General features: G+C 72.0%; 16 protein-coding genes. 1 reads left to right on the top strand and 15 read right to left on the bottom strand.

What is annotated here, in order from left to right:
* The 3 genes from fusA to rpsL form a co-directional block, all read right to left on the bottom strand.
* Positions 1 to 1,933: elongation factor G (fusA, locus tag ABD249_RS02380; protein WP_344339910.1), on the bottom strand; the 1,933-nt coding region annotated here is incomplete at its 3' end.
* A gap of 74 nt (positions 1,934 to 2,007) precedes the next feature.
* Positions 2,008 to 2,478 carry a 30S ribosomal protein S7 gene (gene rpsG / locus ABD249_RS02375; RefSeq protein ID WP_344339909.1) on the bottom strand — a complete coding sequence of 157 codons (471 nt, stop codon included), beginning with the start codon at positions 2,476 to 2,478 and terminating at the stop codon, positions 2,008 to 2,010.
* Positions 2,479 to 2,482: 4 nt separating this feature from the next.
* Positions 2,483 to 2,851 (bottom strand): 30S ribosomal protein S12, encoded by a 369-nt coding sequence (rpsL, locus tag ABD249_RS02370; RefSeq protein ID WP_066517721.1) that lies wholly within the window; start codon positions 2,849 to 2,851, stop codon positions 2,483 to 2,485.
* A 352-nt stretch (positions 2,852 to 3,203) separates the two neighbouring features.
* On the opposite strand from rpsL, the gene ABD249_RS02365 reads away from it, so the two are divergent.
* Positions 3,204 to 3,791, top strand: coding sequence for a hypothetical protein (locus tag ABD249_RS02365; RefSeq protein WP_344339907.1), 588 nt, complete (start codon positions 3,204 to 3,206; stop codon positions 3,789 to 3,791).
* Positions 3,792 to 3,846: 55 nt separating this feature from the next.
* On the opposite strand, the gene ABD249_RS02360 is transcribed toward ABD249_RS02365, so the two are convergent.
* The 12 genes from ABD249_RS02360 to ABD249_RS02305 all read right to left on the bottom strand — a co-directional run bounded on the left by ABD249_RS02360 (position 3,847) and on the right by ABD249_RS02305 (position 11,914).
* On the bottom strand, positions 3,847 to 4,482 hold the full coding sequence (locus tag ABD249_RS02360) for a hypothetical protein (RefSeq protein ID WP_344339905.1): 636 nt from the start codon (positions 4,480 to 4,482) through the stop codon (positions 3,847 to 3,849).
* Positions 4,479 to 4,847 carry a hypothetical protein gene (locus tag ABD249_RS02355; RefSeq protein ID WP_344339903.1) on the bottom strand — a complete coding sequence of 123 codons (369 nt, stop codon included), beginning with the start codon at positions 4,845 to 4,847 and terminating at the stop codon, positions 4,479 to 4,481. Before ABD249_RS02355 ends, ABD249_RS02360 begins: the two co-directional genes overlap by 4 nt.
* On the bottom strand, positions 4,844 to 6,526 hold the full coding sequence (locus ABD249_RS02350; RefSeq protein WP_344339900.1) for a hypothetical protein: 1,683 nt from the start codon (positions 6,524 to 6,526) through the stop codon (positions 4,844 to 4,846). The genes ABD249_RS02355 and ABD249_RS02350 overlap by 4 nt, the downstream gene beginning before the upstream one ends.
* Positions 6,523 to 6,804: a hypothetical protein gene (locus ABD249_RS02345; RefSeq protein ID WP_344339897.1), complete on the bottom strand. Its 282-nt coding sequence runs from the start codon at positions 6,802 to 6,804 to the stop codon at positions 6,523 to 6,525. Before ABD249_RS02345 ends, ABD249_RS02350 begins: the two co-directional genes overlap by 4 nt.
* Before the next feature lie 241 nt (positions 6,805 to 7,045).
* Positions 7,046 to 7,333 (bottom strand): WXG100 family type VII secretion target, encoded by a 288-nt coding sequence (locus tag ABD249_RS02340; RefSeq protein ID WP_344339889.1) that lies wholly within the window; start codon positions 7,331 to 7,333, stop codon positions 7,046 to 7,048.
* A gap of 182 nt (positions 7,334 to 7,515) precedes the next feature.
* Entirely contained in the window at positions 7,516 to 7,803 is a 288-nt protein-coding gene (locus ABD249_RS02335; protein ID WP_344339889.1) for a WXG100 family type VII secretion target, read from the bottom strand.
* Positions 7,804 to 7,904: 101 nt separating this feature from the next.
* Complete coding sequence (locus ABD249_RS02330) at positions 7,905 to 8,690, bottom strand: hypothetical protein (RefSeq protein WP_344339895.1); 786 nt, start codon at positions 8,688 to 8,690, stop codon at positions 7,905 to 7,907.
* Positions 8,687 to 9,340 (bottom strand): hypothetical protein, encoded by a 654-nt coding sequence (locus ABD249_RS02325; protein ID WP_344339894.1) that lies wholly within the window; start codon positions 9,338 to 9,340, stop codon positions 8,687 to 8,689. The genes ABD249_RS02330 and ABD249_RS02325 overlap by 4 nt, the downstream gene beginning before the upstream one ends.
* A complete protein-coding gene (locus ABD249_RS02320; RefSeq protein ID WP_344339893.1) occupies positions 9,337 to 9,945 on the bottom strand; it encodes a hypothetical protein in 609 nt (202 codons plus the stop codon). Before ABD249_RS02320 ends, ABD249_RS02325 begins: the two co-directional genes overlap by 4 nt.
* Before the next feature lie 41 nt (positions 9,946 to 9,986).
* Positions 9,987 to 11,231, bottom strand: coding sequence for a hypothetical protein (locus ABD249_RS02315; protein WP_344339891.1), 1,245 nt, complete (start codon positions 11,229 to 11,231; stop codon positions 9,987 to 9,989).
* Between the two features lie 11 nt (positions 11,232 to 11,242).
* Entirely contained in the window at positions 11,243 to 11,545 is a 303-nt protein-coding gene (locus ABD249_RS02310) for a hypothetical protein (protein WP_344339890.1), read from the bottom strand.
* 81 nt (positions 11,546 to 11,626) lie between these two features.
* The gene (locus ABD249_RS02305; protein ID WP_344339889.1) at positions 11,627 to 11,914 is read right to left on the bottom strand and encodes a WXG100 family type VII secretion target; all 288 of its coding nucleotides are present in this window, start codon (positions 11,912 to 11,914) and stop codon (positions 11,627 to 11,629) included.
* Between the last annotated feature and the right edge of the window lie 35 nt (positions 11,915 to 11,949).

Genomic DNA, 11,949 nt, shown 5'->3' with positions numbered 1-11,949 from the left:
CCATCGAGAGGATCTGGCCACGACGCGAGTTCAGGTCGCCGATGACGTCGCCCATGTACTCCTCGGGCGTGCGCACCTCGACCGCCATGAGCGGCTCGAGCAGGATGGGCTGCGCACGACGCGCGGCCTCCTTGTACGCCATCGATCCGGCGATCTTGAACGCCATCTCCGAGGAGTCGACGTCGTGCGCCGCGCCATCGAGCAGCGACGCCTTCACGCCGACCGTCGGGTAGCCGGCGAGCACGCCGACCTGCATGGCGTCCTGGATCCCGGCGTCGACCGAGGGGATGTACTCGCGGGGCACGCGGCCACCGCTCGTCGCGTTGACGAACTCGTACGTCGTCTCCGCCGTGACCTCCATCGGCTCGAGCTTGATCTGCACCTTCGCGAACTGACCGGATCCACCGGTCTGCTTCTTGTGGGTGTAGTCGTAGCGCTCGATCGTCGACTTGATCGTCTCGCGGTAGGCCACCTGCGGCTTGCCGATGTTCGCCTCGACGTTGAACTCGCGACGCATGCGGTCGACGAGGATGTCGAGGTGGAGCTCGCCCATGCCCTTGATGACCGTCTGACCGGTCTCCTGGTTGAGCTCGGTCTGGAAGGTCGGGTCCTCCTCGGCGAGCTTCTGGATCGCGAGACCCAGCTTCTCCTGGTCGGCCTTCGTCTTCGGCTCGATCGCGACCTCGATCACGGGGGCCGGGAAGGTCATCGACTCGAGCACGACCTGGTGGGCCGAGTCGCTCAGGGTGTCACCCGTGGTGGTGTCCTTGAGGCCGATGACGGCGTAGATGTGGCCGGCCGTCACCGAGGCGACGGGGATCTCCTTGTTGGCGTGCATCTGGAAGATCTTGCCGATGCGCTCCTTCTTGCCCTTGGTCGAGTTGACGACCTGGGCACCGGAGTCGAGGTGTCCCGAGTACACGCGGATGTACGTGAGACGACCGAAGAACGGGTGCACGGCGATCTTCGACACGAGCGCCGCGAAGGGCTCGGTCGAGTCGGCGCGACGCTCGATGATGATCTCCGGGTCCTTGACGTCGTGGCCCTGGACGGGCGGGACGTCGAGCGGGCTCGGGAGGTACGACACGACGGCGTCGAGCATCGGCTGGACGCCGCGGTTCTTGAACGCCGAGCCGCACAGCACGGGGTAGGCCGAGCCGTCGATCGTCAGCTTGCGGATGCCGGACTGGAGCTCGGCGATCGACAGCTCCTGGCCGTCGAAGAACTTCTCCATGAGGGCGTCGTCGGCCTCGGCCACGGCCTCGACGAGCCGCGCGCGGTACTCCTCGGCCTTGTCCTGCAGGTCGGCCGGGATCTCCTGGATCTCGTACTTGGCGCCCATGGTCACGTCGCCCTTGGAGTCTCCGGGCCAGACGAAGGCCTTCATGGAGAGCAGGTCGACGACGCCGACGAACTCGGACTCCGAGCCGATGGGCAGCTGGAGGACGAGGGGACGCGCGCCGAGGCGCGAGACGATGGTGTCGACCGTGAAGTAGAAGTCGGCGCCGAGCTTGTCCATCTTGTTGACGAAGCAGATGCGCGGGACGTTGTACTTGTCGGCCTGGCGCCAGACGGTCTCCGACTGGGGCTCGACGCCCTCCTTGCCGTCGAAGACGGCGACGGCACCGTCGAGGATGCGCAGCGAGCGCTCGACCTCGACCGTGAAGTCGACGTGGCCGGGCGTGTCGATGATGTTGATCTGGGTGCCGTTCCAGAAGCAGGTCACGGCGGCAGACGTGATCGTGATGCCGCGCTCCTTCTCCTGCTCCATCCAGTCGGTCGTCGAGGCGCCGTCGTGCGTCTCGCCGATCTTGTGGTTGACGCCCGTGTAGAAGAGCACGCGCTCGGTCGTCGTCGTCTTGCCGGCATCGATGTGCGCCATGATGCCGATGTTGCGGACCTTCGTGAGGTCCGTGAGCACGTCTTGTGCCACAGGGGTTCCTTACTGGAGTGGATTGGCGGGTGGGGCCGCAGGGCGTCCGGTCGGGACGCCCTGCGGCCGGATGATCACCAGCGGTAGTGAGCGAAGGCCTTGTTCGACTCGGCCATCTTGTGCGTGTCCTCGCGACGCTTCACGGCAGCGCCGAGGCTGTTCGAGGCGTCGAGGATCTCGTTCATGAGGCGCTCGGTCATCGTCTTCTCGCGACGAGCCTTGGCGTACGAGACGAGCCAGCGCAACGCGAGGGTGTTCGCGCGGTGCGGCTTGACCTCGACGGGCACCTGGTAGGTCGAGCCACCGACGCGGCGCGACTTGACCTCGAGGGTCGGACGGATGTTGTCGAGCGCCTTCTTCAGCACTGCGACGGGCTCGGTGCCAGCCTTCTCCGCCACGCCGGCGAGCGCGCCGTAGACGATGCGCTCGGCCAGGCCCTTCTTGCCGTCGAGGAGGATCTTGTTGACGAGCTGCGAGACGATCGGTGCGCCGTAGACCGGGTCTGCGACGACCGGGCGCTTCGGGGCGGGTCCCTTGCGAGGCATGTGCTCAGCCCTTCTTCGCGCCGTAGCGGCTGCGAGCCTGCTTGCGGTTCTTGACGGCCTGCGTGTCGAGCGCGCCGCGCACGATCTTGTAGCGGACGCCCGGGAGGTCCTTCACACGACCGCCGCGCACGAGCACCATGGAGTGCTCCTGCAGGTTGTGGCCCTCGCCGGGGATGTAGGCGGTGACCTCGGTGCCGTTGGAGAGCTTGACGCGGGCGACCTTGCGCAGGGCCGAGTTCGGCTTCTTGGGCGTGGTCGTGTAGACGCGAGTGCAGACGCCTCGCTGCTGCGGGTTGGCCTTGAGCGCGGGCGCCTTGGTCTTGACGACCTTCGGCGTCCGGCCCTTGCGGACCAGCTGCTGGATGGTGGGCACGAATGCTTCCTTCTGCTGCACGGTGACAGCATCGATGTGATCTGCCGGCGGGGCCGGCGCCATCGGTGATCCGACGCGCGAGCGGACTCGCGATGATGTCGGATATGCCGTGGGGGCTCGAGCGGGTGCTCGATTTCCCAAGTGCTGCTCGCCGCCACCCGTGCATGACGCAGGGGGCGCATGAGCGCACACGCATCCCAGTCTACGGCCGCCCTCCGCCGCCGGTCAAGGTCGCGCCGCGCCCCGGCGCTGCCCTGCGCCGCGCGTGCGCCGCTCGCCCCGCATCCAGGATCGTGTCGTCCCCGATGCCTAGGCTGCTCGTGTACCCCGAAGAAGGAGCATGATGCCCACCATGACCACGCGCGCCCTCCGCGGCTCGACGCTCGTCGCCATCGCCGCGGTCGGCGTCCTCGGCCTCGCCGGCTGCGCCGGCGGCGGCGAGGAGGAGCCCACCGCGAGCGCGACGAGCGGCGCCGAGGAGTCGCCCGAGGCCTCGAGCGAGCCCACGACGTCGCAGGAGCCCGAGGAGACCGAGGCGGCGGCCGGCGACGGTGCGCTGTGCACGGCCGAGCAGCTCGGATCGCTGACCGCGGCGTCGGGCGTCACGATCCCGGAGGAGGCCTTCGCAGCCGCGACGGCCGAGTTCCGACCCGCCGCCGCCATCGCAGGCCAGCCCATCGAGTGCGTCCTCACGGTCGAGCAGTCCGGCCAGTTCGCGTCCTTCGCGTTCCTGTCGGGCGGCGCCGCGACGCTCACCGCCATCGCCGAGCAGGCCAACGCGGCCGGCGGCGCCATGCAGGACGTCGGCGGCGTCATCACCGGCACCTTCGACGGCGCCACGATCAACGGCGCCTCGCTGACCCAGGTCGCGCCCGACACGACGGCGTTCGAGAACCCCGCCGACGTCGTCTTCCTCGGGTCGCTCCCCGCGGCCGGCTGACGCCGACGACGAGCGCACGCGGCCCCCGGACCTCGGTCCGGGGGCCGTCGTCGTCTCAGCCGCGCAGGCGGTCGGCGAGCGCCGAGCCCGACGCGAAGCGCGCGCCGAGCGCGATCTCGTCGAAGAGGGCGAGCAGGAGCGGCGCGAAGGGCGTCTCGGGCGCGACGGCGTGCACGAGGCGCGCATGCCGCTCGCCGGGCACCGTGATCCAGTAGTCGACGCGCAGCGTCGGCAGCGGCCCGAGGACCTGGTCGTCGACGACGTGGACCGACGGCCTCCGCAGCACGAGCGACCGGGGCGACTCGAGCACGCGATCGTCGGGACCTGCGATGGCCGAGCCCCCGTGCCGCTCGTGCGCGGCACGCAGCACGAGGGGCACGAGCGCATCCATGACCGACCTCGGCGACGCGTCCGCGGCCGTGCCGACCGCCACGCCCGGGTACACGGCGATCGACGCCGGCAGCGGCGCGCCGCCCTCGAGCGCGCGGCCGAGGTGCAGCTGCTCGGCGCGCCCGCGCTCGGCGTGCGCGAGCGCGACGTGCAGGCGACGACGCAGGCGGATGCGCTCGAGCGCGGCCGCGTCGCCCGTGCCGTGCACCTCCTCCGCGAACGCCCGGATGCTCGCACGCGCGTCGGGCTCCCCCACCGGCACGGCGAGCCAGTCGCCGGGCAGCGGCAGCACGAGCCTCACGGCACGAGGCCCTGGAGCGCGGGCGCGCCGACGACGATCGAGCGCCGCGACACGATGCCGACGCCTGCGACCCCGCCCTCCGCGGCGACCCGGCGCGCGTCGAGACGCTCCTCGTGGGGCCGGTGGGTCGTGAAGGTCACGGTCGCCCGAGGCATGCCCGGCCCGGCCGCGGCGAGCGCTGCGAGCGCACCTCGACCCGTCGATCCCGGAGCGTCGGCGACCGCGGGATCGAGGTCGACGTGCACGACGAGGGCCGTGCGCCACGGCGCCCCGTCCGCGATCTCGGCGACCGATGCGGCCACGACGCCGTCGACGGCGAGGATCGCGGCCTCGAGCGCGACGCGATCGACGCCCGCCGTCGTCATCGCGCCACCGGCTGGCCGCCGCGCTGGTAGACCGACGCGTGCCGCTGCTCGTCGCCCCCGAAGTAGCGGTCGATGCCGGCGCGATCCACCCACGCCTCGGCCTCCGAGCCGGGCAGGTCGCCCTGCTGCTGCAGCGTCGTCTCGTACGCCGCACCCTCGTGGGGCACGAACGGCGCCCCGGCGGGAGGATCGACCTCGATGCGCGTGCGGCCGGGATCGTCGCGGTGGTACCCGCCCCGCGGGTCCTCGAGGAGGGGCACGGGGTCGCCGACGTGGTCGACCGAGAGCACGGGGATGTGCGCGGGCACGGCGACGTCGTCGACGGGCGCGCCGGCCACGACGACGCCGTCGACGTCGTAGCGGGCGGAGAACGAGGGATCGGCCGCGAGGTTCGCCGCCGTGATGCCGCCGAGGCTCCAGCCCGACAGCAGCACGCCCGCGCCGTCGGGCACGCCGGCCTCCTCCATCGCCTGCCGCACGGCGAGCTCGAGCCGCGTCGGATCCTGCCCGAGCTTCGCGTTCGCGTCGCTCGCGATGTCGTTGATGCCGTCGGTGCCCGTCGTCCACTGCTGCGTGCTCGGGATGTTGACGCGGTAGCGCACGACGCCGTCGGCTCCCGTGACGGCCGTGACGGTGATCATCGTCGCGTTCGTCGGGTCGAGCCCCTCGGGAGCGCCCTTCAGGGCGTCGACGTCGCGGTTGCCCGCCTGCAGCTCGGCGAGGAGGTCGCCGGCGGTCGCGTCGCGACCGAGGTCGCTGCGCACGGTCGTCGTCTCGCTCCACCGCAGCGAGGGATCCCCCGCGTCCTGGGCGATGAGCCAGTCGAGCACGCCGGGCGCCGTGGTGCGCAGGGTCTCGATGGCCCCTGCCATGAGCGCGGCGTCGAGCTCGCCGGTGCGCAGGAGCGTCGTCACGAAGGCCTCGGCGCCGCCGTTCGCGACGAAGAGCACGACCGCGGCGAGCAGCAGGCCGCCCAGCAGCGCGACGATGCCGCCCACCGCGAGCAGCGCGACCGCGATCGCCGCGGCGACGATGACGACGACCGCGACGAGCACGACGGCGGCGATCCACTCGAGCACCGCGACGATCGCGTCGGCGATCGCCTCGAAGAGGTCGGTGATGCCGCCCCACAGGTCGTCCCAGAACGAGTCGTTCAGGTCGGCATCCTCGACCTCGGCGCGGATGCGCGCCTCCGCCTCCTCGGCCGCCGAGCGCTTGCGCTCGACCGCGACGAGCCAGTCGTCGTACGCCTGCTCGCGCGCGGCCTCGTGCGCCGCGACGACCGCCTCCTGCTCGCCCACCGCGTCGCCGGCCGCGTCGTCGGGCACGGTCTCGGCGAGGTGCCTGCGCTCCTCGTCGGCCGTCTCGACGGCGGCGTCCGCGGCCTCCCAGCGCTCGATGGCCTCGTCGGCGGCGCCCTGCGCGATGCGCAGCTCGGCGGCGTAGTCGACGAGCGCCGTGCCCGTGACGTCGTAGCGCGAGCGGGCCCTCGCGATCTGGTCGCTCACCTCGCCCGCCGCGTCGCGCACGCGGTCGAACGCCTGCGCGATCGTGGAGTCCTCGTCGCGGATGGCGCGCAACCGGTCGATCGCGGCCTCGATCGCCTCGGCCGTGCCGACGTAGGCGCTGCCGTGCCCCTCGACGACGCTCGCGTCGCCCGTGAGGGCCTCGGGTCTCATCGCTCGTCCCTCGCGAGCTCGACGTCGAGGTCGACGAACGCGCGCATGATGGCGTCGATCGAGCGGGCGAGGCCCTCCGCCGCCTCCTGGAAGTCCTCGCGGTTGTCGTCCCACGTGTCGGCGGACTCCCGCACCCGATGCCCGAGACCGTCGTGCCCGACGGCGTCCGCTGCCGCGTCGGCGGTGTCGTCGTGCGCCGCGAACTGCGTCGCGACGTGGTCGAGGTTCGTCACGGCGCCGCGCAGGTCGCCGTACGAGATGCGGATGTCCTGAGCCATGGCGCTGCCTCCTCGGTGCACCTGCCTGCGTCGCTGCCTCGTCGGTGCATCGCCAGGCTATGCGCCACCCCTGCCGCTGCCGATGGGCAGGTCTGCCCATCGACGCGGCGGACCGTCCGGGGCACGGGACCCGTGCGCCGCCCGCGTCGAGGGGACGCGCGAGCCGGGCGCGAGGGCCGGCCCGGGCATGACGAAGGGGCCGACCATCGTGGTCGGCCCCTCGTCGTGCAGATGGCTGGGATCAGCCGCCGGCGAGCTGCTCGTCGAGCTGCTGGATGGCCTGCATCATGCCCGTGAGCGCCTCGGACATGTCGCCGATGCCGTCGACGGCCGTCGTGAGACCGCTGGTCAGCTCCTCGTAGCCCTCGCCGAACTTGCCCGACGCGTGCTGCGTCTTGAAGTCCTCGCCCAGCAGCGTGTCGACCTTGCCCTTCAGCGACTCGAGCGTCGAGACGATGTCGTCACGACCGTCCGTGAGCGCCGCAGCGACCTGCTCCATCTCGCCATAGCTGGCTCCGAAGTCCGTCATGGTCCTTCTCCTCGTTCGGATCTCGCGGCCCGAACGGACCGTGCGACCCCCACGCTACGAGCGGCGCCTGGGAATCGCCATGGGCAGGTCTGCCCATCGGCTCGAGGGCGGGCCCGCGCGGTGCGGGCATGACGAAGGGGCCGACCATCGTGGTCGGCCCCTCGTCGTGCAGATGGCTGGGATCAGCCGCCGGCGAGCTGCTCGTCGAGCTGCTGGATGGCCTGCATCATGCCCGTGAGCGCCTCGGACATGTCGCCGATGCCGTCGACCGCCGTCGTGAGACCGCTCGTCAGCTCCTCGTAGCCCTCGCCGAACTTGCCCGACGCGTGCTGCGTCTTGAAGTCCTCGCCCAGCAGCGTGTCGACCTTGCCCTTCAGCGACTCGAGCGTCGAGACGATGTCGTCACGACCGTCCGTGAGCGCCGCAGCGACCTGCTCCATCTCGCCATAGCTGGCTCCGAAGTCCGTCATGGTCTCTCTCCTCGTTCGATGTTCGTGGATCGGCGTCGTGCCGATGAGGCAACGCTAGGACGGCCCCGCGCGGGTGTCGATGGGGACAACTGCCCATGCCCTCAGCCGCGCGGCGACTGCGACATGCGCACGGCGAGGAGGCCGAGGTCGGCGCGGCGCGCGGTCGCCGACGCTGCACGGTCGATGACGCCGCGCCGCTCGAGGTCGACGATCGCGGCGTCGAGGTCGGCGCGCACCGCGGCGCGTGCGGGCTCGTCGAGTCGCGCGACCGCCGCGCGCACGACGGGCAGCGGGCCGTCGACGGGCGCTGGTGCGCCCCTGCCCGCGTGCGGCCCCTGCGCGCCGCGGCCGCGCAGCGCGAACCACGCGCCCGCCACGACGAGCAGCAGCCCGATGAGGGCGGTCGCCGCGAACGGCACGAGCGCGAGCGCGATGGCCTGGCCCGCATCCGCGCGTGCGACGACGAGGATGCCGAGCACGATGCCGATGCCGAGGTAGATCGCGCCGATGCCCGCGAGCGAGCCGCGACGCTGCGCGGGATCGGACAGCCCGCGCCAGGCGAGCCACGCGGGCACCGCGAGGCCGATCGTCGTGAGGATCGCCGCGGCGGGCACGGCGGTGGCGCCGTCGACCTGCACGTCGACGAAGCGCCCGCCGAGCAGCGTCGCGAGCGTCCACACCGGGCAGAGCGCGACGAGCGCGACGACGATCATGCGCACCACCCGCATCGAGGACGGGCGCGTCGCCGAGCGTCGACCGCGGGGATCGAGCGCCCGCGTCACGCGCGGATGCTGCGAGAACGCGGCGAGCTCGAGGTCGCGCCAGCGCACGGCGGCGCCGGGCTCGAGCCTCGACGCGGCGGCGACGGCCGTCGGCGTCGCCGTCACCGAGCGTCCATCGCCCAGAGCTCGGGCTCCTCCGGGCGCATGGGCGCGAGCTCGAGCGTCGATCGCTGCCACGGCGCCTCGTCGCCCTCCGCCTCGAGCGAGATGCCGGCGACGAGGCCGCGCAGGTCGTCGACGAGTCGCAGCGCGAGCGCGGGCACCGTGGGACGCGCCGTGACGCGCAGGGCGCCGGTCGGGCCGCGGAAGGCCATCGAGACGCCGACGAGCTCGGGCACCTCGGCATCGCCCGTCGGCACGCCGTAGCGGATCTCGGAGCCGACGCCGATGCCCGGCGCGTCGACGAGCGCGACGCGGATGCGCTCGGGGTCCGCGTCGCCGGGCACGAGCACGACGTCCGCCGTCTCGCTCGGCGACGCGAGCACGCCCTCGATCGTGACGATCGTCGCGGTCAGCAGCGGCGTGGGCCAGTGCTGCAGCGTGGCGAGCGCATCCGGCTCGACGGCGTCGATGCCGTGGCCGATCGCGGCGCGGATCGCCGCGACGAGCGGCTCGACGAGCTCGTCGCCGTGCTCCTGCCGCATCGCGTCGACCACGACCTCGATCCACGCGTCGCGCGTCGTGCCCGACTCGGTCGGGAAGTCGTCGCGCAGCGCGAGCCAGCGACGGACGTCGAAGTCGCCCGCGAGCCTCACTGCGGACGCTTCCAGCGCAGCGTCGACACCGTGGCGTCCATGAGCAGGCGCAGCGCCTCGAGCGGCGGGTCGTCGGCGGGGGCGTCGGGATCGTGCGTGAGGAAGGCGCTCAGCAGCAGCGCCCGCTTGCGATCGCTGCGCGGATACGGCGTGAGGTAGGCGATGGTCGTGACGCCCAGCCGCGTGCCCTGCACGGTCTCCTCGCCGCGCTGCTCCCAGCGCACGAACCGCTTGTCGCCGTGCAGCGGGGTCGCTCCACGGCGCTGGATGAGCACGGCCACCTGCTCGTCGAGCGTGCCCGAGGCGTCCGCGTGCCGCACCGACGCCACGAGCGACGCCGGCACGTGGAGGCCGTCGTCGGCCTCCCCCGCGCCGAAGAAGGCGATGGCGCCCGTGCCGCGCATGCGATCGAACGCGCCGTCGATGAGCTGCGTCGCCTGCGCGAAGAGGTCGGGCCTGCCTGCGCGCATCGTCGTGCGGCGCGCCTGGGCGCGCAGCCCGTCGCGCTCGTCGTCGTCGACGCCGCGGCGCACCCACCCCGGCGGCAGCACGAGGTGGAAGTCGATGTCGGGCAGGCCGCGGAGCTCGCTGCGGAGGTCGGTCATCGTCGGCGCATCCCCATGCGATCCAGCCTACGGGCCATGCCTCAGTCCTCCCAGGGAAGGTCGGGCGGCGTGATGGGCTCGGGGTTGCTGCCGATCGCCGCCTCGTCGAGCGACGGGCTCGGCAGGCCGCCGGTGGCCTGGCCGTTCGTGGCCATGTCGGCGTTGCCCACCGAGTGCTTCACGATGTCGATGCCGCCGCCCCAGTCGAGCGTCGCGAGGTCGCTGCCGTTCTGGCCGGTCGCGAGGCGCGTGAGGGCGTTGACGAAGCCGCCGTCGGCGAACCTGCCCGCGTTGCCCTGCATGCCCGCGATGCCGCGGTTGAGGCTGTTCAGCAGGCCGCCGCCCTGGCCGAGGCCGCGGCTGAAGCCGCGTCCGAAGGCGCTGAAGCTGCCGGCGAAGTCGCCCGCGTTGCGTGCGAAGCCGCTGAGGCCGCCCTTGGGGAAGCCGCCGAGCATGTCGTCGAGGAAGGCGCCGCCGCCCTTGCCGATGCTGCCGAACGGGATGACGCCGACGATCGCGAACGCGAGCTCGGTGAGCCCCGCGTCGTCGCGCAGCACCTGGTAGACCGTGAGCGCGAGGGTCGCGAGGGCGAGGATCGCGCCGAGGGCGGCGAGGAACGGGCCGCCGATGATCATGCCGAGCACGGCGACGGCGATGCCGACCCACTTCAGCACCGTGAGCATGTCGGCGACGAAGCCGTCGAGCATGTCCCACTTCGAGTCCTTGAGCGACCCGTCGAGGATGGTGCCGACGCGCTCGGCCGCGAGGTCGAACGCCGCCTCCCAGTCCTCGTAGTCGTCGTCGAAGAGGCCGGCCTCGGTCTCCCATGCCTCGTACGCCTCCTGCTTGGCGTCGTCCTCGGCCTTCTGCTCCGCAGCCTCCGGGCTGCCCTCGTCGGGTCCGAAGAGGCCGCCGGTCCCGCGGCCCTCGCGGTCGCCCGGCAGCGAGTCGTACGTCGACCACAGCGTCTCGCACGTGTCGACGTGGGTGTTGATCTTCGGCTTGAGGTCGTCGAGCGCGACGCCGTAGGCGTGCACGACGGGGCCGGTGGGCTCGTACATCTGCGCGACGTTGCGCAGCTCGACGTACGCCTCGCCGATGCCCTCCTTGAGCTTGTCGACGGCCTTGCCACGCAGGGTCGTCGTGCCCGTCGCGATGTCCTCGAGCTCCGAGGCGCTCGAGGCCATGAGCTGGCCGAGCGTCTCGATCTGCGTGCCGCGCTCCATGATCACGTCGGCCTCGCCGCTGACCTTCTCGATGTCCCGGTTGCCCGGCGACTGATCCATGCCGCCCCACATCAGCCCGACTCCTCCATGCTCGCAGCGGTCTCCGTGTCCCAGTCGCTGAACCCGTCCAGCACGCCCTGGACGTGCTCCTGGAGCGCCGTGATGTCCTTCGCGAGGTCCTCGCGACGGTTGTTCCAGCGATCCTCGAAGTCCTCGACGGCCTCGCGGAGGTCGTTCTTTCCGTAGGGGTCGCCGATCGCGTCCTCGAGCTGGTCCGCTCGGCTGCCCGCGTTCTCGAGCTCGCTGGTGATCTCCTTCAGCTTCTCGTTGAGCGCGTCGAGATCGCTGAAGTGGATGAGGACGTCGTCGCCCATCGTGCTGCCTCCTGTCGGTGCTGGACATGGCCGCGGCGGCGGGCTCGCGCCCGCCGCCGCGTGTCGTGCGGTGGCGTGGGATCAGCCGCCGGCGAGCTGCTCGTCGAGCTGCTGGATGGCCTGCATCATGCCCGTGAGCGCCTCGGACATGTCGCCGATGCCGTCGACCGCCGTCGTGAGACCGCTCGTCAGCTCCTCGTAGCCCTCGCCGAACTTGCCCGACGCGTGCTGCGTCTTGAAGTCCTCGCCCAGCAGCGTGTCGACCTTGCCCTTCAGCGACTCGAGCGTCGAGACGATGTCGTCACGACCGTCCGTGAGCGCCGCAGCGACCTGCTCCATCTCGCCATAGCTGGCACCGAAGTCCGTCATGGTCATCCCTCCGTCGGAAGTTCCGTGGCCCGGCT

Origin of the sequence: Agrococcus versicolor (assembly GCF_039531815.1) — a bacterium.
Lineage (GTDB): Bacteria > Actinomycetota > Actinomycetes > Actinomycetales > Microbacteriaceae > Agrococcus > Agrococcus versicolor.
The sequence above is the reverse complement of the archived record's forward strand: the minus strand, read 5'-3'. Positions and strand labels throughout refer to the sequence as shown.